Origin of the sequence: Oceanobacillus caeni, from assembly GCF_042678465.1 — a bacterium.
Taxonomy (GTDB): Bacteria; Bacillota; Bacilli; order Bacillales; family Amphibacillaceae; genus Oceanobacillus; species Oceanobacillus caeni.
This window is the reverse complement of sequence record NZ_JBHTKV010000013.1, coordinates 73353-93051: the sequence shown is the minus strand read 5'-3', so window position 1 is coordinate 93051 and position 19699 is coordinate 73353. Positions and strand designations below refer to the sequence as shown.

The 19699-nt window shown below is 35.8% G+C and carries 20 protein-coding genes, 1 tRNA gene and 1 rRNA gene; 1 reads left to right on the top strand and 21 read right to left on the bottom strand.

Annotated features, from left to right (window positions below; translation table 11 throughout):
* From ACFQ18_RS11020 to spoIIE, 17 genes are all read right to left on the bottom strand, one after another.
* Positions 1-187 (bottom strand): 16S ribosomal RNA (locus ACFQ18_RS11020); the annotation flags it as partial.
* A 608-nt stretch (positions 188-795) separates the two neighbouring features.
* Positions 796-2277, bottom strand: a complete 1482-nt coding sequence (gene lysS / locus ACFQ18_RS11015; RefSeq protein ID WP_047186926.1) for a lysine--tRNA ligase — start codon at positions 2275-2277, stop codon at positions 796-798.
* Positions 2278-2577: 300 nt separating this feature from the next.
* Positions 2578-2781, bottom strand: a complete 204-nt coding sequence (locus tag ACFQ18_RS11010) for a helix-turn-helix domain-containing protein (protein WP_047186925.1) — start codon at positions 2779-2781, stop codon at positions 2578-2580.
* Positions 2751-3263 (bottom strand): 2-amino-4-hydroxy-6-hydroxymethyldihydropteridine diphosphokinase, encoded by a 513-nt coding sequence (folK, locus tag ACFQ18_RS11005; RefSeq protein ID WP_047186924.1) that lies wholly within the window; start codon positions 3261-3263, stop codon positions 2751-2753. The genes ACFQ18_RS11010 and folK overlap by 31 nt, the downstream gene beginning before the upstream one ends.
* Positions 3260-3625 carry a dihydroneopterin aldolase gene (gene folB / locus ACFQ18_RS11000; protein ID WP_047186923.1) on the bottom strand — a complete coding sequence of 122 codons (366 nt, stop codon included), beginning with the start codon at positions 3623-3625 and terminating at the stop codon, positions 3260-3262. Before folB ends, folK begins: the two co-directional genes overlap by 4 nt.
* A 2-nt stretch (positions 3626-3627) precedes the next feature.
* Entirely contained in the window at positions 3628-4452 is an 825-nt protein-coding gene (gene folP, locus ACFQ18_RS10995; protein WP_047186922.1) for a dihydropteroate synthase, read from the bottom strand.
* A 229-nt stretch (positions 4453-4681) separates the two neighbouring features.
* Positions 4682-5611: a cysteine synthase A gene (cysK, locus tag ACFQ18_RS10990; RefSeq protein WP_047186921.1), complete on the bottom strand. Its 930-nt coding sequence runs from the start codon at positions 5609-5611 to the stop codon at positions 4682-4684.
* 104 nt (positions 5612-5715) lie between these two features.
* A complete protein-coding gene (locus ACFQ18_RS10985; protein ID WP_204798303.1) occupies positions 5716-6612 on the bottom strand; it encodes a peptidylprolyl isomerase in 897 nt (298 codons plus the stop codon).
* Positions 6613-6631: 19 nt separating this feature from the next.
* Positions 6632-7501 (bottom strand): Hsp33 family molecular chaperone HslO, encoded by an 870-nt coding sequence (gene hslO, locus ACFQ18_RS10980; RefSeq protein ID WP_047186919.1) that lies wholly within the window; start codon positions 7499-7501, stop codon positions 6632-6634.
* Between the two features lie 15 nt (positions 7502-7516).
* Positions 7517-8299: a type III pantothenate kinase gene (locus tag ACFQ18_RS10975; protein ID WP_047186931.1), complete on the bottom strand. Its 783-nt coding sequence runs from the start codon at positions 8297-8299 to the stop codon at positions 7517-7519.
* Between the two features lie 235 nt (positions 8300-8534).
* Complete coding sequence (ftsH, locus tag ACFQ18_RS10970; protein WP_047186918.1) at positions 8535-10535, bottom strand: ATP-dependent zinc metalloprotease FtsH; 2001 nt, start codon at positions 10533-10535, stop codon at positions 8535-8537.
* A gap of 159 nt (positions 10536-10694) precedes the next feature.
* Positions 10695-11252 carry a hypoxanthine phosphoribosyltransferase gene (gene hpt / locus ACFQ18_RS10965; protein ID WP_244987030.1) on the bottom strand — a complete coding sequence of 186 codons (558 nt, stop codon included), beginning with the start codon at positions 11250-11252 and terminating at the stop codon, positions 10695-10697.
* 10 nt (positions 11253-11262) lie between these two features.
* Positions 11263-12657 (bottom strand): tRNA lysidine(34) synthetase TilS, encoded by a 1395-nt coding sequence (gene tilS, locus ACFQ18_RS10960; RefSeq protein ID WP_047186917.1) that lies wholly within the window; start codon positions 12655-12657, stop codon positions 11263-11265.
* An 81-nt stretch (positions 12658-12738) separates the two neighbouring features.
* Positions 12739-13671 carry a protein kinase domain-containing protein gene (locus ACFQ18_RS10955; protein ID WP_047186916.1) on the bottom strand — a complete coding sequence of 311 codons (933 nt, stop codon included), beginning with the start codon at positions 13669-13671 and terminating at the stop codon, positions 12739-12741.
* A complete protein-coding gene (locus ACFQ18_RS10950; protein WP_060668381.1) occupies positions 13637-14374 on the bottom strand; it encodes a VWA domain-containing protein in 738 nt (245 codons plus the stop codon). Before ACFQ18_RS10950 ends, ACFQ18_RS10955 begins: the two co-directional genes overlap by 35 nt.
* A 92-nt stretch (positions 14375-14466) precedes the next feature.
* Positions 14467-14727, bottom strand: coding sequence for a hypothetical protein (locus ACFQ18_RS10945; protein WP_047186914.1), 261 nt, complete (start codon positions 14725-14727; stop codon positions 14467-14469).
* A gap of 14 nt (positions 14728-14741) precedes the next feature.
* Positions 14742-17195 (bottom strand): stage II sporulation protein E, encoded by a 2454-nt coding sequence (gene spoIIE, locus ACFQ18_RS10940; protein ID WP_145543062.1) that lies wholly within the window; start codon positions 17193-17195, stop codon positions 14742-14744.
* Between the two features lie 386 nt (positions 17196-17581).
* Here spoIIE and ACFQ18_RS10935 point away from each other — a divergent pair.
* A tRNA-Met gene (locus ACFQ18_RS10935) sits at positions 17582-17655 on the top strand.
* 254 nt (positions 17656-17909) lie between these two features.
* Here the strand turns inward: ACFQ18_RS10935 and ACFQ18_RS10930 are convergent.
* From ACFQ18_RS10930 to yabP, 4 genes are all read right to left on the bottom strand, one after another.
* Positions 17910-18293, bottom strand: a complete 384-nt coding sequence (locus ACFQ18_RS10930) for a S1 domain-containing RNA-binding protein (RefSeq protein ID WP_047186912.1) — start codon at positions 18291-18293, stop codon at positions 17910-17912.
* A gap of 110 nt (positions 18294-18403) precedes the next feature.
* Positions 18404-18784 carry an FtsB family cell division protein gene (locus ACFQ18_RS10925; RefSeq protein WP_047186911.1) on the bottom strand — a complete coding sequence of 127 codons (381 nt, stop codon included), beginning with the start codon at positions 18782-18784 and terminating at the stop codon, positions 18404-18406.
* Positions 18785-18789: 5 nt separating this feature from the next.
* Positions 18790-19389, bottom strand: coding sequence for a spore cortex biosynthesis protein YabQ (yabQ, locus tag ACFQ18_RS10920; protein WP_204798304.1), 600 nt, complete (start codon positions 19387-19389; stop codon positions 18790-18792).
* The gene (gene yabP, locus ACFQ18_RS10915; protein ID WP_047186909.1) at positions 19386-19688 is read right to left on the bottom strand and encodes a sporulation protein YabP; all 303 of its coding nucleotides are present in this window, start codon (positions 19686-19688) and stop codon (positions 19386-19388) included. The genes yabQ and yabP overlap by 4 nt, the downstream gene beginning before the upstream one ends.
* Positions 19689-19699 lie beyond the last annotated feature (11 nt).

Below are 19699 nucleotides of genomic sequence, written 5' to 3'. Positions count from 1 at the left end.
GTATTAGCTCACGTTTCCGCGAGTTATCCCAGTCTTATAGGTAGGTTGCCCACGTGTTACTCACCCGTCCGCCGCTCTTTCCACTAATTTCATCCCGAAGGGATGAAATTAGCTTCCAGCGCTCGACTTGCATGTATTAGGCACGCCGCCAGCGTTCGTCCTGAGCCAAGATCAAACTCTCCAAAAAAGTTTGTTTAGAATTAACATAATTAATTCTATCTCTTAGCTTTTAGAAGTGTTACCTTCTATTTTAAAAGAAAACGAGTTTCTTTTATCTTAACATACTGGTTGTTTTGTTCAGTTTTCAAAGAGCAAATGTTTATCACCGCTTTGTAACAGCGACTTTATTAATATAACATGGCGAGTTTTGAAAGTCAACACTTTTTTAAAACTCTTTTTTGTTGTCTCTCTTATTAGAGAAGCAACGTTTAATAATTTACCACTTATCCATATTAAAATCAAGTACTTTTTTACAAAAAGTTAACAAAGTTAATATAGAGTTGCTTCTGACTAATTGTTTTATCTTTACTTCCCTTTTAAATTAGCCTGTGCTTAATAATTCTCCCAGTTGGATTTTCGAGTGCAATTCTTTGAAGGTAATTTTCGTTGGTACTTTATATTACCTGTTTGCCCTAATGAAACTTCCTTAAAAAGTTAAGATCGTACATTCTCATCTTTACACGTTCCTAACATTTTTACCAATTAGTATTTTTAAGCACTCATAATACCGCCATTTTTTTGCAGCATGAAAAAAAGCTTTGAACTAAAACTTAGTATTAGTTCAAAGCCTTTATATTATTTATTACGCATCTGAGGGAATAAAAGAACGTCCCTAATAGATGGTGAATTGGTCAATAACATGACTAGACGATCAATACCTATTCCAAGCCCACCTGTTGGAGGCATACCATATTCCAACGCCTCTAGGAAATCCTCATCCATAAGATGCGCTTCATCGTTTCCTTCTTCTCTTTCTTTCACTTGTGCTTCAAAACGTTCACGTTGGTCAATTGGATCATTTAATTCACTAAATGCATTCGCATGTTCACGACCAACAATAAATAGCTCAAAGCGATCTGTAAATCGTTCATCTTCTTTATTTTTCTTAGCTAATGGTGAAATTTCTACAGGGTGACCATAAATAAAGGTTGGTTGAATTAATGTTTCTTCTACCTTTTGTTCAAAGAACTCATTAACAACATGTCCAAATGTCATTGTTTCTTTTACTTCAACACCATATTCCTTTGCAAGTTCGCGAGCTTCCTCATCGCTCATTTTATTCCAAAAATCAGCACCTGTTTCTTCTTTAACTGCATCAACCATATGAATTCTCTTCCATTTCGGCTCTAGATCAACTTCATATTCGCCATAGGAAATCTTCGTCTCCCCAAGTACATCTTTTGCAATATGTGCAACTAGGTTTTCTGTTAAGTCCATAATATCGTGATAATCAGCATATGCTTCGTATAGTTCTATCATTGTAAATTCAGGGTTATGACGCGTCGATACACCCTCATTACGGAATACCCGTCCAATCTCATAAACCTTCTCTAATCCACCGACAATAAGACGTTTCAAATGCAATTCGATAGCGATACGCATGTATAGCGGGATGTCGAGTGCATTATGATGAGTAACAAATGGGCGTGCTGCAGCTCCACCAGGGATACTATGCATCATTGGTGTTTCTACTTCTAAATAACCATGATTATTTAAATATTCACGCATGGATTGAATAATTTTACTACGTAGAATGAAAGTTTCTTTACTTTCCATATTAGTAATTAAATCTAAATATCGCTGGCGATAGCGTTGCTCTACGTCCTTTAATCCATGATATTTTTCCGGTAATGGTCGTAAAGATTTTGTTAATAGGTGAAATTCGTCCACTTTAATAGATAATTCACCCATATTCGTACGAAAAATTTCACCTTTAACTCCTACAATGTCTCCAAGGTCAATGGATTTAAATACTTGGTACGCCTCTTCGCCTACCTCATCTTTACGAACGTAAATCTGGATTTGTCCACTTAAATCTTGAATATGTGCAAAGCCAGCTTTTCCTTTTCCTCGCTTTGTCATGACTCTTCCGGCAACCGTAGCTTCTTCTTTAACTTCTTCTAATTCTTCTTTAGAAGAAGATTCAAACTTCTCTATTATATCCTTCGCTAAATGGGTTCTTTCAAATTTACTTCCAAATGGATCTAAACCTTTTTCTAAATAGTCATTTAGCTTCCCACGTCTTACAAGCATCTGTTCATTTAACTCTTCTGACACAATAAACCCTCCAGTCCTATTATAGGTGTAAGTATATAAGAAAAAAACAGTTTATTCACGTATATCGAATTAAAACCTTATCTTCTAACGCATTATAACCTTTTGATTTATTTTAAATACTTCAATTGTATGGTATGTACTTCATCATATTTATTTAAAAAGCTGCCAGTAAAGCCGCTGGCAGATTTCTTGGTAGAAAAGAAGGTATGAAACTTTACTTTCAGCTTCAACTTTTCTACATAGTTATATAAGGATGTAATAATTGATCACGTGATTCAACGAGGTTATTTTCTTTATAAATTACTCCATTGTAATTTCCTCTTTTGGTATATCAAGAACATCCGCAATTTGATTCATTAATTCGTCTGTTACAGGTTTTGTCCCTCTTTCCACATTTCCAATTTGAGAAATAGAAACATTTAATTCCTTTGCAAAATCAATTTGGGTATACCCTTTTAATTTACGAAAGGCTTTTATTCTTCTTCCAATTCGCTTCGAATCCATTTCCTTACTCCCTTTATGTCTGCCTCTTGAAGTTTACTAAGTAGATCTCCTGGATACTTATTCCAAGTCGGAATCATAAAATCAGGGGCAATTTCATGTAATGGAATAAGTACAAATGCACGCTCATGCATTCTAGGATGCGGAATAAGCAATTCTTCTACTGTACTATTTTCGTTATTATACGTTAAAATGTCAAGGTCAATTGTTCTTGGACCGAAACGTATCTCTCTCTTCCTACCTAACTTATCTTCAATACTTTGACAATATTTAAGAAGTTCCATGGATGAAAGGGATGTTACTATACCAATCACGATATTTAAAAAGTCATTTTGGTCTGTATACCCAACTGGCACTGTTTCATAAACGGATGATTGGGCTTTGATGGTTATATTTTCATTTTCCTCAAGTAATTTTAAGGCATCCTCTAAATAATCTATTCGTGGTTCTATGTTCGTTCCTAACGATATATATGCTTGATTCATTTTACTTTCTCCCTATATATCTCTACTTCAACAGATTCATAATGTCCCGGAATTGGTGGATCTGGCTTAATTACTTTTACCGTACAAGCATTTAAACGATTGAAAGATGAAAGTAGCGCATTGGCTATATCCTCCGCCACAGCCTCAAGTAAGTTTTTGGATTCCCCTTCCACAATTCTTTTTACCATTTCATATACCTCGCCATAATGAATAGAATCTAACATATCATCTGTTTGACCAGCTTTACGTAAATCAGTGTATAACACAATATCTACAATAAATCGTTGGCCTAATCTTTTTTCTTCTGGCATTAATCCGTGGAAACCATAAAACTGTAACTGGTTTAATAAAATCTTATCCAAAGTTATCTTCTCCCTTCACGAAGCATTGTGTCCATCATTCTTGCAAGCTCCACATTCAGTCTCACATTATGAACACGAACCATATGAGCCCCTTTAACGATTCCTAGGCATGTCGTTGCGCCTGTCCCTATGTCACGCTTGGTTGGCTCCGTAATATTTAAAGTACTACCGATAAATCTTTTACGGGAAGTAGCTAATAAAAGTGGATAACCCATTTGTACAAACTGTTCCAAGTTATTCATTACCACTAAATTATCTGTTCCGGATTTCGCGAATCCTACTCCTGGATCGAGAATAATATTCTCCCTTCGTACACCAGCTTTTAAAGCTATTTCAATACTTCCCTCTAAATCTTTTTTCATATCATCAATAAGGGTTTGATAATTTTCATTGTCACGATTATGCATTAGAATAATTGGCACATTATATTCTCTTGCAACATTTGCAATTTCTGGATCTTTCTTTGCTCCCCATATATCATTAATCATATCTGCACCCGCTTCAACAGCATGTCGGGCTGTTTCTGCTTTAAATGTATCTATAGAGATGGGTAAATTAACATGCTCCTTAATTGCCTTAATGACAGGTACAACCCTTTCAACTTCTTCCTTGGACGATATAGGGATATGACCGGGTCGTGTTGACTCTCCACCTATATCTATAATATCCGCACCTTCTTGTTCCATTCTTTTGGCCTGTCCTATTGCTTTCTCAATGGTTGTATAATTTCCTCCATCAGAAAAAGAATCCGGAGTAACATTCAATATTCCCATAATGTGTGTTCGCTTAGACAAATGCAGTGTTTTGGTTGCTGTCTTTAATTCCATTTCACTGTCCCTCTTCCGATATGTTTTTATTTAATCCTATCATACTATATAAAGCTCCTTCCAGCTTTCTCCTTGGAAACGAAGAAGGACAAAGGATTGTAGTCTAAACTAATCCTTTGTCCTTCTTCATAGAAAGTATAAAGAAGACTTCCATCAGTAGAGGCTTTCCTCCATCTCCCACTGATGGTTAGTCGCACTTATACCCTTGTGGGCGCTTGCGCCTTTGCTCTTAATTTTCTTCATCAAATTGGTAAAGTGGTGTCGACAAGTAACGTTCCCCGTTATCTGGAATGATTGCTAATACCTTTTTACCTTTACCTAATTCTTTCGCTACTTTTTTAGCTGCAGCAACTGCAGCACCCGCTGAAATACCACCTAAAATTCCGTTTGTTTTTGCCACTTGGCGTGAAGTTTCAAATGCTTCCTCATTCTCAATCTGGATAATTTCATCATATATATCCGTGTTTAAAATTTCAGGTACAAATCCTGCTCCTAAACCCTGGATTTTATGTGGGCCTGGGTTACCACCAGATAAAACCGGTGATGCTGAAGGTTCAACAGCATATATTTTTATGTTCTTAAATTTTTCTCTTAGGACTTTACCAGCACCTGTGATAGTTCCACCAGTACCAATACCTGCAATAAATGCATCTAGCCCATCAGACATTTGCTCCACGATTTCCTTACCAGTAGTACGTTCATGTACATCAACGTTAGCTTTATTATTAAATTGTTGTGGAACAAAGTAGCCTTTTTCCTTCTGTAACTCTTCAGCCTTGGCAATTGCACCTTTCATTCCATCTGCACCAGGAGTTAGAATAAGCTCCGCCCCATAAGCACGTAATAAATTACGTCGTTCCATACTCATTGTATCTGGCATCACTAAGATTGCTTTATATCCCTTTGCTGCCGCAACCATCGCTAAACCAATACCAGTATTTCCGCTGGTTGGTTCAATGATGGTGTCACCAGGTTTTAATACTCCTTCTTTTTCAGCTGCTTCAATCATAGCCAAGCCAATACGATCTTTCACTGAACTACCTGGATTAAAAAATTCTAACTTCAAGTAAATATCTGCACTATTCTCATCTGTCATATTATTTAATTTAACAATTGGAGTTTCTCCAATTAATCCTGTTATCGAATCCGCCACTCTCACAAAAATTCCTCCTCATCCTAATCCTAGTATTCTTATATGATTAATTTATAACTTTTATTCCATTCTGTCAACTAAAAAGCTGGAAAATCTCAAATGACTTATGATCAATCATATATCCACTTCACATTTAACTGTTCCCATAATGCTTCAGCAGAAAGAGTTTGATCTAATTGCTCTAAGGCTAATTCACTTTCTATATAAGGCTTTGATTCTTCATATGAAAACTCAATAGATGGTAGTTTACGGTGTAAATAAATAATAGCCACCCCATTTTCCGTTTGAAATGGCTCGCTATAAGAATGTTCATTCATGGTTCGCGCTACACTCTCATAACCATTAGGGAAAAACTGACTTTTAGTATGAATAAAGCCAATATAACCGCCATTACTTCTTGTTTCTTTATCTTTTGAGTATTCTTTAGCCAGCAATGAAAAAGTTGCTCCTTCATCTAGTTCTTTTTTTACCTTATTAGCTATCCTAGCATTATCAACGAGAATATGTGAGATTTGCATTGCTTCAGAAAAATTGTATTGACTTTTATACTTTTGATAATAGGTCTGTACTTCTTCTTCCGTTACGGAATGATCCATCGCTAATAGTCTCTCCAATTGATAACGATAAATGATATCGTTTCGTAAATCTCTTTCTAACCTTTTGGCCTCTTCCTTTGTCATTATTCCTTGCATTGATGTCAAAAGAGAAATATCTCTTTTAATTATCTTTTCGTCAACTTCAATATGATATTGATCAGCTAATTGATGTACGACTTCTTGATTAATTAATGTTTTTAGTTGACTCTTTCCGTTCCTATTGATTAATGAATTAATCCATTCTATATAAGTAATTTCTTCCCCATTTATTTCTGCCACGACATCCCGTGCGGAAAGCCTCTCATGATTACTGTCAATCGCTACCTGATGACCTTGATTCAACATGACTAATGTTGCAATATTGGTAATTAGAAGAACAACGATAATACTGATCAGTAATCTTTTGGACATTTTTTATGGGCCCCTTTCATTACCGTTTCAGCTCTTCCAATTCTTCAACTGTAAAATGGTATTTTTCATTACAAAAGTGACAACTAGCTTCAGCCCCTTGATCTTCGTCTATCATACTCTGAATTTCCTCATTTCCCAGTCCAACGATTGCATTAGCGATTCTCTCCTTAGAACACTTACAACGGAACTCAACTGGCATTTTTTCATGAAACTTAACTTCACCTTCACCCAATAAACGTTCTAAGATTTGTTCTGGTGTATTTCCTTCTCTAATTAATGTACTAATAGCAGGGATACTATTCACCCTTTTCTCTAACTTATTAACCAGTTCTTCGTCCGCACCTGGCATAACTTGAACGATAAATCCACCAGCAGCTAAAATGGTATGATCAGGATTAACAAGCACTCCTGCTCCAACAGCACTTGGGACTTGTTCCGATGAAGCAAAATAGTAGGTGAAATCTTCACTTATTTCCCCAGAAATAATAGGAACCTCTCCTGTAAAGTAATCTCTAAGTCCCAAATCTTTAATAACACTTACTCTACCTTGTGTACCTACAGCTCGTCTTACGTCTAATTTTCCTTTTTCATTTAAGTCGAAATCTACATGTGGGTTTATTACGTATCCACGAACCTCTCCTTTCGCATTTCCATCTGTTATAATTGCACCGATTGGCCCATCTCCTTCCACCTTAACCGTAATCGAGTCTTCTCCTTTTAACATGGCTCCCATCATTGCCGTAATGGTAAGAGTTCTTCCCAATGCAGCTGAAGCCGTTGCCCATGTGTCTTGTCTTCTTCTAGCTTCTTCTACCATCTCCGTTGTTGAAGTTGCATAAGCACGAATCATTCCGTTGAACGCTGTTGCTTTTATCAAATAATCTTTCATTTATATTCGACTCCTTTAATGATCGTTTTCTTTGGCGATTTCTTTATAAATAATGTATAAACCTTTTAACGTTAAATGCGGATTCACCTCATCAATTGTAGTAGAGTCCTCCGCTATTAACTGAGATAGACCGCCAGTTGCAATAACCTTTGGTGATGTGTTTAGTTCATCTTTCATTCGGTTTACGATTCCATCTATCATTCCTATGGTTCCATAATAAATACCAGATTTCATGCCATCGATTGTTGTTTTTCCAAGTACACTATCTGGAGATTCGATCTCAATCCTTGGAAGTTTAGATGCTTTAGTATACAAGGCCTCCATCGATATATTCATACCTGGGGCTATAATACCCCCACAATACTCTTCTTTTTCATTAATATAGCAATAGGTAGTGGCAGTTCCAAAGTCGATTACAATAAGTGGCCCGCCATACTCTTCTATAGCAGCAACCGCATTTACGACACGGTCCGCTCCAATTTCCTTTGGATTAGGGTAATTCATTTTCAAATACTTACTGAAGCTTTCTTTACCTATAACATGTGGTTCTAGATTAAAATAATCACGGCTCATTTTTTCTAAAGAGAACATGATTGGTGGGACTACAGAGGAGATTATAATGCTATCTATATCTGTAAACTTAAGATTCTTAAATTCAAAAAGCGATTGGATTAACATTCCAAATTCATCTTCTGTTTTATATCGATCAGTTTTTATACGCCACTCGTATTCTAACGTGTCGTCCTCAAAAACACCTAATACTGTATTTGTATTTCCCACATCTATAACAAAAAGCATTTCTACCAAACCTTTCTTGAGCTATTCTTACACTATTACTCCTTAAAAATACCGATACATACGTGTAAAATATACCATAATTTGCTCTCAAAACAAAAAGCGTGGTCTAAGCGGTTTAAGAGAACTTAGGCAAATCTTTATGTAGGCGAGTAATTGGAGTCCTAAACCGGAAAGATTTCCTACCTGCTAAATAAAACAAAAACAGCCACTTTTAATAAAAGTGACTGTTTTGATCTTATTTATTATCTTTATCTTCATCCGAAGCTTTGGTTTCTGACTCGCTTCCTTCTTTATCCTTAGCTTCTTCAACTTTAGCTTTCGCCTCTTCATATGAAGAACCTACCACATTCTCATCATCTTTAGAGTTAATGTTTACTTTCACATCTTCCTTATGATCGATGACGTCAGGGTCTGGCATTTTTCCTTCTTCAAATAAAGATTTAATTTGCTTCGCTTCTAATGTTTCTACTTCAAGTAGAGTTTGTGCGATTAATTCTAATTGTTCTTTATGCTCAGTAAGAATCTTTTTAGCTCGGTCGTAACAATGATTAATAAAGTTTTGCATTTCTTTATCAATTTCATAAGCGATTGTATCACTATAGGTTTGTTCGTTCTGAATATCACGACCTAAGAATACATTACCGCCACCACCGCTAGAGAATTGTAGCGGACCAATTTTATCACTCATACCATACTCAGTAATCATCTTATGCGCAATATTTGTAGCACGTTGGAAGTCATTATGAGCACCGGTACTTACCTCGCCAAAAATAATTTCTTCTGCCACTCGTCCACCGAGTAGCCCTGTTATCTTATCGAATAATTCTGGTTTTGTCATGAAATAACGGTCTTCTTTAGGAAGCATAACTGCATATCCGCCAGCTTGCCCACGGGGTACAATCGTTACCTTATGCACCATATCGGCTTCATCAAGAACCATACCGATAACTGTATGTCCACTCTCATGGTAAGCAACGATATTTCTTTCCTTCTTAGAAATGACCCTGCTCTTCTTAGCTGGACCTGCAATAACACGGTCTGTCGCTTCATCAATATCATCTTTATTAATTGTCTTTCTATCATCCCGTGCAGCAACTAATGCCGCTTCGTTCAGTAAATTTTCTAAATCTGCGCCAGAGAAGCCTGGGGTTCTCATCGCAATTGTTCTTAAATCCACTGATTTATCCAACGGTTTATTTCTAGCATGTACTTTAAGTACAGCTTCACGGCCGTTTACATCTGGACGGTCTACTGTAATCTGACGGTCAAAACGTCCAGGACGTAATAACGCTGGGTCTAATATATCCGCACGGTTTGTTGCAGCGATAATAATAATTCCTTCGTTTGCATCAAAACCGTCCATTTCCACTAGCAATTGGTTAAGAGTTTGTTCACGTTCGTCATGGCCACCACCAAGGCCAGCACCACGTTGTCTACCAACTGCATCAATTTCATCTATAAATATAATACAAGGAGCATTTTTCTTCGCGTTCTCAAATAAATCACGTACTCGGGAAGCACCTACCCCAACGAACATTTCAACAAAGTCTGAACCACTGATGGAGAAAAACGGAACACCCGCTTCACCTGCAACAGCACGAGCAAGTAATGTTTTACCTGTTCCAGGAGGGCCAACAAGTAGAACCCCTTTAGGTATACGTGCACCAACAGCTGAGAATTTACGTGGGTCTTTTAAGAAATCAACCACTTCAATAAGTTCTTGTTTTTCCTCATCTGCACCTGCAACATCTTTAAAACGAACCTTTTTCTTCTCTTCTGTATACATTTTAGCCTTACTCTTACCGAAGTTCATTACGCGACCACCGCCGCCACCGCCTTGAGCTTGACTAAAAATAAATAATATAAATAGTCCAATCAACAAGAAAGGAAGGATTCCAGTTAAGAAAGTTAACCAAGGGCTAGGTTGTTCTTCCTCCGCAACCTGAAGAACTCCTTGATCTGTTGCTGTTTCCGTAACTTGAGAAATAACATTTGTATTGTCAGGTACTTGTGTAACAAATGTTGTTTTATCTTTTAATTCACCAGTAATACGGTAAATTCCATTTGCCGGTTGCAAAGTCATTTCATCAACATTTCCGGCATTTAATTCATCCATAAATTCCCTTACATCAAATTGTTCTCTATCTTCACCTTGTCCTTTGAATACGCCAAAGACTCCGATTACTACAAAGAAAATAAGTATCCAAAAGAACACATTCCGAAAGATCTGATTCATTTCGTACCTCCTCCCGTATGGGGAAAACTATAGTTCATCGTATCATATGGAAAACTTTATTTACAACTAATTTACCTAAAACATTCAATAAATAATATAGTGAGATTTATTCAGTGAGATCTTTCTTCTATCTCCAATTAGTCAGTAAGACAAATAATCTTATTCTCCACCATATATTTTTGGTTTAAGAACACCTATGTACGGTAAATTACGGTATCTTTCCGCATAATCCAAGCCATAACCAACTACAAACTCATTCGGAACATTAAATCCAACTAAATCTGCTTTTATGTTTGCAGTTCTTCCTTCTGGCTTATCCAATAATGTAACAATTTTAATAGAATTCGCCTTACGATATTTAAATAAATCTACAAGATAGCTTAATGTTAAACCACTATCAATAATATCTTCAATAATGACTAAGTCTCGGCCTTCTACTTTTGTATTTAGGTCTTTAACAATTTTCACTTCTCCGGAAGATTTTGTTTCATTTCCATAACTTGAAACATCCATAAAATCCATTTCAACATGACAGTCCATATTCCTCAAAATATCAGACATAAAAGGTAAGGCACCTTTTAAAACTCCTACTGCCAACGGGAACTTCTCTTTATATTCCTCTGTAAGTTGTTGACCTAATTCTTTGCATTTTAACTTTATTTCCTCCTCCGATATTAAGACCTTTTCAATATCTTCATGAATATAATCGTTTTGCATCCATATCCTCCTAGTAGTTAGCTGCTGTGTATTGTATTTGAATCCATTGCCCTTCCATTTGAGTTGTTTTTGGGTTTCCTTTCTTTAAGCCGATAAGCCATAAAATTTCACCTTTATTATCAACTAAAATGGGCCAACTATTCCGTTTATCAATGGGAATCTTCTCATCGATAAAAATATCCTTTATTTTCTTACTGCCATTTAAACCTGTCCAAGTCATGCGGTCCCCAGGCCTTCTCGTGCGAATATGTAATGGTAACGCAACTTGACTTGAATAAAACCCATGTGTAACTTTATTTTGTTCTTTATTCCTATTAATTTGTGCAGATATTACCGATCCATCAGGTAATGTAACTTCCCCGGGAATAGTTAACAGCTCATGGAAGGAATTATCTTCTTCATTCATTGGACGGGAAAATCGAAAAATTATTTTTTCATATGATTTTTCTACTCTTAATTGTAACGGAAAGTTAATACGGTTATTCGCCTTTTCCGAATATAATAATGAAAAGAATTCTTCCTCATGAATATATGACAAATTAGATGGTAAATCATTATATAGATAGTTTAATATTAGATGAAGCGCACGCCTTTGTAAAGCTTGGGGCTTCGTTTTAAATGTTTGAATTTGAAAGGTTGCTGTATTCCTTTTAGCATTAAATTCCACTACATTTTTTACCATTTCCAATGCCTTCTCCTGAAGGTACTTTTCATCTTCGTAAAGGGTTTCACTTAAATGTTGTATGGTAGTATGTATATTATTATTTTTCTCTTTTATTAATGGAAGAATATATTTTCTAAAATAATTTCGGGTATAGGCAGTATCGAAATTCGTTTCATCAATTCGAGGTTTAATATTCATTTCCTTACAATAGTTTTCAATATCTAATTTGGTTAAACATAAGAACGGACGTATAATCCATCCAGTTGAAAACTCTCGCTTCACAGGGATACCGGAGAAGGCTGTTGATGAGGCGGACCTTGTAAGGCTCATTAGCATCGTTTCAATTTGATCATCTCCATGGTGACCCAATGCTAAATAATCTGCTTGAAAGGTTTCCATTTGACTGGAAAAGAATTCATATCTTAACCTTCGGGCTGCTAACTCTGTACCTAAACGTTCTTTTTCTTTATATGTTTTAACATCTAAAGATCCAGAAACAAATTGGATTTCCCATTTGTTACATGTATCACGGACAAATTCTAAATCTAAAAGTGACTCTTCCCCCCTTAATTGATGGTCAACAGAGATAGCAATCACATTAATTTCCCATCTATTTCGATTACTATGTAGAAAATGGAGCAAGGCCATGGAATCTGCTCCACCAGATACTCCAACTAACACAGTTGCTCCTTTCTTTATTAATTGATGTTGGTTTATAAACTTCAAAACAGATTTTTCCATACGTAAACCCCACTAAATTAGCAAACTATTGATTCTACTTACTATTATATAGAAAAAGGAAGGATATCCTCAACTAAAGTGTCAAAAAATCAAAGACAGAATATAAAATCCAATAGCAACAATCGAGATTCCTCCCATTTCTATGTAGAAAGGAATATTCGATATTTTTTGATTGCCTTTTTTCTTTAACCTACTTTTATTTTGCGATTGATAAACGATTTGAAGAACATCATTTTTCATTTCGGAACTCGTCCTGTATTTTCCTGCAATAGCTTTTTTCAATGGATTACGATAAGGCTGTAATTGTTTAACTTGATCTATCTTTTTGAAGAGAAGTTTCTCGGATTGTGTCGTTCTTTCAAATCTTTGTGGATAATAAAGATGGAGAAAAACCATTACTAAGGAAAATAAATCGTAACTTGGTTCTGCTTTTCTTGTTCCTAATCCCCAGTAACCCCTATCATAAAACTCCGTGTATTCCTTTATTGCTCTTCCTGTTTGAGTTGTCCCTCCAACATCAACCCATCGTATTCTTGTAGGAGATGAAAGAACAATTAAATTATCCAGTTTTAAATCACCAAAAACCCATCCTGATTGATGGAGTTGTTCTAAATCCTCAAGAAGTTGAAGAAGAAACACCCCTATCCAAACATTTCCGTTATTCTTGACGAAAAGGGACAAGGATTCTCCTTTTAAATATTCCATAACATAGAAGGAGTACGTTGTTCCATTTGGTGATACCCAATCATCTACATCCAATAAATAAGGCCCAAGCCTAGTTCCTTGGACCTGACCGAGCGACTTTAATACGTTTACTTCAACAGTCATAGAAGTACCTTTATCACTTATCTTAAGGGCAGCTAATTTTCCACCCGATTCACATAAATAAACAGTACCTATTGCACCCTTCCCAAGCTTTCCTCTTATAAGGTATTGATTTTTATACCACTTTCCTGTAATTTTCGTTCCAGGCTTAAGATCAATACCCGAATTCTTCCACGTCTGCGCTCTCATTTCTTAAGCTCCTTAATAAGCTTTTTTTACTAAACTGGTACATCGCCTCACGTAATGCTGGTCCTGTAGGTGTTATTCCACCACTTGTTAATTTAGGGAAGACTTCTGAAATAGAATTTAATTGTGGTGACCAGTCTAAAATCTTCTGTATATCTTTTCTTTTTCCAGGAAAGCTAAAAATACAAAAACGATTTTTCCCAATTCGGGAATTCAGACTAATAGATAAATCGATTAATGATTCCTTTACCGTAGGAAGCTTGTCATGCATACTTGCACTTGTATCTACTAGTACTACAACCTCTAAATCACTTGATTCTCCCAAATCCTCTACTACTTCCATGATTTCTCCACGTTTTTCCGGATCTATATTCTCTATCGATTGATTGGAACCTAATATCTGCTTTAACTCTTTATTTACAAATCCCTGTATTGTTTGAGTCATTGCTTGACGCGTAACCATTTGCACGGTTTGAGATAATATTTCTGGATAAACAATTTGGCTCACACCACCACCTGAAAGAGCAATATCTTCTACTTCTTTTAGACCTCCTACATCCTCTGATTGATTATTTTCTAAAATCCCAATCACATTCACCGTTATTCCTTGTTCATAAGCAAGAGCTGCTACCCCAGCGGGATCTTCACCTTTATTGGAGCAACCATCTGTTATAAGTAAAATCTGCTTTAACGTCCCTTTTTTCAAGAAAAAAACCTCCCTTTTCATTCACTAGCATCATCGCCAAGGTAGAGAGGTTTTATACATTCATAAAGCTTCGGTATGGATGGTCTAGCATTCTAGATTTTCGCATACGGACTCCCTCTCGCACGCGCATCTGTAGTTAAATGTAAATATCGTTTTAGCTCCATTGTTCCGCCCCCCCTTAAGAGAGCATTTACATAAATGAAGGTCATTTTCCCAATATTTATATTTGCAATTACTTTATCCTTAATATTAGACATTTGCTTTAATCCCGACTGAATCAATGTTTCTATTTGTTTCGCACGAATAAAATAAATATAAGCGATTATAAACGTTGTTATTACGTTATTTATCAAATTATTTACACTCCTTATAATGCTTTGGTATGATACATTGGGACTGAAGCCCATTTTGGTTTATTTTTATTTACCTTAGCCACTAATACCGTCATATCGTCATCTATTGTTCCAGATTTTGTTCGAATCACCTCTTCTAACAACAGATCTGCAATTTCCTGTGGATCGTCCGTTGCTATTTCCCTAAGTTTCCTCTTCATCCACATATCGGTATTTTCAACATGCATTGGGCCATCAAATATGCCATCGCTCATCATAATAAGTAGATCCTCTGACATTAGTTGTTCACTTACAATATCCACATCAAAATCTTGTATGATTCCTATTGGTAGATTACTTGCTTCTACTTTAATGACATCCTCCCCTCTTTTGATAAAACTTGGTGTGGATCCAATCTTAAGAAACTGAACAAAAGCATTATGCAAGTCGATAACTGCTAGATCCAATGTTGCAAACATTTCATCAGTAGTTCGCAATGATAGAATAGAATTAATGGACTTAATGGCAACCTTTTCTGGTATCCCAGTCTGTAAAATTTGTTGAAGTAATCTTAGCGTCTCTACACTTTCTTCTCGGGCACGTTTACCATTTCCCATTCCATCACTTATTGCCATCGCATATTTACCAGCTCCCAATTCAATAGTCGTATAACTGTCACCAGATATGAATCCGCCACCTTTTGCAGCATTTGCTGCACCAGTTGTTACTACAAACTCCCTTGCAGATCCAAAAGCTAGATAGCTTGTACCATTGGGAAACGGAGAAATGTCTTCCTGTTTCACTACAACCATTTCACTTAAGATATCGGATAATACAGGAGCAATTAATTTTGGTCCTTCTCCATGATAATTATAGAAGGAAACCTTCATTTCAATATCAACATTTCCCTTTTCTAAAGAATAAATATCGAGTTTCTCCAGTTCAATTCCCATCGCTTTTAATCCTTGGATCATTTGCTCCTCTTGTATTTCGTTATTTTGCCTTTCTTTTAAAATCTCTTTGGCAAAGTCACCCATAACCTCTGAAACACCTTGTAACTGATCCGCAACTAAACGCTTACTTTCCATAACTTGCTGTCTGAGTTTTCGATTCGCTTCAAATAAAGTGATCTCTTCCCGCATGACATCGATGACTTTTTTGGATTTTACACAATGGTTTTCAAACTCCCGTATTACTTTGTGATTAGGAGCATTACCGTCTTCCATATCATCTTTCATTTCTTCCATTAAAGAATATGTTGAATCAAATTCCTTTTGCCAGCACCTGTCTTTCATAAAACATGATTGGCATGTTCTTTCTGTTACCTGAGATAGGAAATAATCGGTTTCCCTCCTTTTCTCTGCTTCATCCACTGCGTAAATTTCCGTCGTATCAAAACTTTTTGATAATGCGTGAAACACACCTGAAAATTGTTCTACACGTTTAGCGGTTACATTTCGCACCTTTTGTAAATAACGCTCTTGCTCATGTGTGTATTCCTCTGTTCCTGGGATATATCTAGAAATCCTATTAGACCATGAAGCAGGAGTAAGAAAGAATAAGGTAATAGCAATTAATGATTCAATAAGAGAAGGGATTAACTCACTTGAGCTACCATAAATTCCAATCAAGAAGGTACCAACAAGCAAGCCGATAGCTACACCTATTTTTTTTCCTTCTTTTAATAGGCCACCAAGTAATCCCGAAAAGGCTAAAAGACTCATTTGATAGAGATTAGCCACACTTGCTAAAGATAGAATTAATCCAGCTACTACACCAACTGTTGACCCAATCGCCGCACCGCCTACAAAGGCAAACAATAAAACAAAATATCGAGAGAAAACTTGTTCAATAGAAGCACCGTAAATTTCCCAACCTATTGTTCCAGTTAAAATTGAAGCAATAAGAATAATCATGCAAACAATTTCTTCGTTTTTTAAAGTTGATTTATATCTTTTTGGTGATATTAGCGGAATGCTTTGCATAAAGATTAATACTAGTACCGTCCCTAATACTCCTTCAATTGCCAAAAGCACCCATTCATAAGAAGTTAATTGATTTTGGAAAGAATAAAGAAATACTCGAGACAAAATAGTTGATAGAAATACAAATAAAGGCACTAGAATTTGCTGACTCTTTTTATTCTTGAATATGGCTGCTAAAAAGATAAATACAGTCATAGCCATTATTAGGAATAGACTATGTGTGAAAGAATAACTAACAGACCCTACTAGAATAGCAAGCATTGTTGGTAGGGCTTTCGTTCGATCAACGAACCAAATTGTAGCCAAAAATGCAACTGCAAAGGGAGAAACCTCTGTTAAGATAACTGCTCTTCCTAATAGAAAGCCAACTAGAAAAAATAACCAACCTTTTTCAAATAATTGAGACTTACATTTCAATAGTAGTCTTTTACGAAACTTGCCTATCCTTTTATTCTTATCTAAACCAAATCCGCTCGATTCTATTTTTGGGATAGAACTCATCATATAACCACTCCTATCTTTTCTATTAGTAAACCACAATATGTCTTGTTTTTTTGTCAAAACAACGGAGTAAAGTTAAAGATTCGTTCGACTTCTTTCTAAATAATAGGCAAAATCCAACATTCTAGCACAGTCCTAGTAATGTATTGGTTTCACTTGATTCTATCTATACTTCATGAACAATCTAATCATTTATTTCATAATTTATAGACCTTTTTTTCTTCAATCTTTGGCGAATTGTATTCCGACTTGACGAATTAAGTAACATCAGCTTTATTCTCTATCATATTTATACATGTTTTTCATATCATATAATTGAATATTCAATCTATGTATTTTCCATTGACAGGAGTAACGGTATATAGTATTATATTTTTTGTTGGCATTTTGGCGGCGTAGCTCAGCTGGCGAGAGCGTACGGTTCATACCCGTGAGGTCGTGGGTTCGATCCCCTCCGCCGCTATCATAACGAAAGCGCAAGCTTCTAGTTAAGAAATTCCCTAGTACCTGGGCGCTGAAGCTGAACGTAAAAAAACAGCTATCACAATTGTGATAGCTGTTTTTTTGGTAAGAAGATATTTTTAGATGGATAGGTGAGATAAAAACGTTCTTCCTTCTTAAATGAAATTAAGGCATTTTCCCAACTTCACAGTGAGTAAATGCCTTAGTTTCTTAATATATACAAGAGCATTCGCTACAATTCATAGACAGCAACTGCTAGCCTCGCTTAGCACCTCGACCTCCACGTTTGGATTCAGTATGCTTTTTCAAAGAGGCTAAACGATCCTCAGAATCTTTGAGAAAGCGGCTCATTTTAGCTTCAAAGTTCTCTTGGCGTTCTTTCTTTACTTTTGGACGGGCTGGACGGTCTTTTGCTTTCTTAATAGAAAGTCCAATTTTCCCATCCTTTTCGACATTAATGACTTTTACCTCTACTTCGTCCCCAACTTTTAGATGGTCGTTAATGTCTTTTACATAATTGTCGGCAACCTCACTAATATGAACAAGACCTGTTTTACCTTCTTCAAGTTCAACAAATGCACCAAAATTAGTGATTCCAGTTACCTTTCCTTGCAGCTTGCTGCCTACTTCGATTGACATAAAAAAAATGCTCCTCCTTAAAAGATTAGATAAAATGATACTTCAGTTATGGGGTTTCACACCCCTATACTTGAAGTTCACTTATAGTATATTAATCAAATGAAAAAGTGTCAATATGATGGTTCTTCATCTGGGATAGTAAAGATCAATTCCCCTTCTTTAGATAAGAAGTAATTTGTTCTGGCAATATCCAAAACGTAATCCTCATTGTTAAGCAATTCAATTTCCTCTTTTAAATTCTTTTCCGATTGCTTTAATTCCTTTAGCTCTTTTTCTAACTGCTCATATTGTTCCACTTTCTCAGCATAGATTGCACGCTGTTTCATATGGTATCCAGCTATGCAACCAAATATAATTAACGTAGTTACTGCAAATAAGACTAACCTACGAACTAACCGTTGTTTCTTTCTTTTCTGTCTTTCTTTGTAAGTGTTATATTGCTCCATATAGCTTGAATCAATTTTAGCAACGGTAGTTTTACGAGAAGACAAAGCTTCTACCTCCCCATTGACTTTAGTGTATTAAGCCATTTTACTAATATATTCTTTATTTTACTATAAAATCCTGCAATTTGCTTTAAAAAGTTTTTAAAACTATTTGGCAGTATAGAATAAATGGCTTTTAAAATCCATCCTATTGGAGTAAGTAGAAGCTTTAAAATAAATAAGATAATTTTCCATATGACACGAACAACACCTAAAATGACCGTGACCAATAAAGTAAAAATCCATATGATTGGTTGGACGATAAGAGCTTGTACCACTCTTTTGCAAAAGAGATAAATATTAGTTACGATTCGAATCATATGCTCTAATACTTTTTTATATATAGTTGCTGCAAATACTTGGTACATAGCAAACCCTAATAAGCAGGCAATAAAAATATAGAACCTAATTTCACCTGAATTGACCAGAAATAGAATATAGAATAATATGGCGGTTTGGGTTAACCAAAAGCAAATTTCCATCAAGTAGGCTAAAACTACTTTACGCTTCCAGTATGGAGTAAATCGACGAAAGGTATCAAGGGCTATTCCTAAGTAAAAGCCACTTAGAACCATGGAAACCATGGTCATAAACTGAACACTAATCGTCATCTAAATAACTTGCTAAAGAACCCTTTAGCTTTCTCCTGCCCCTGATCATCTACATAGGAAAGCTCATAAATTTTACCCTTAATCGTCACAACCCCTTCCCCGACATCAAGGTTTTTCAATTGCAAATTTTGGCCGCGTACGATTAAATATCCCATTACTGTTTCCAGTAAGAACTCTTCATTGTCAAAACTATCGACTTCTTTAACCCCAGTTATTTCTAAATCTCTTCTTTGATTTAATTTTAAAAAGTGATCAGTTTGTACACGTGTCACGTTTTCCTTATTCTCATAATAATTCATAATAAAACGCC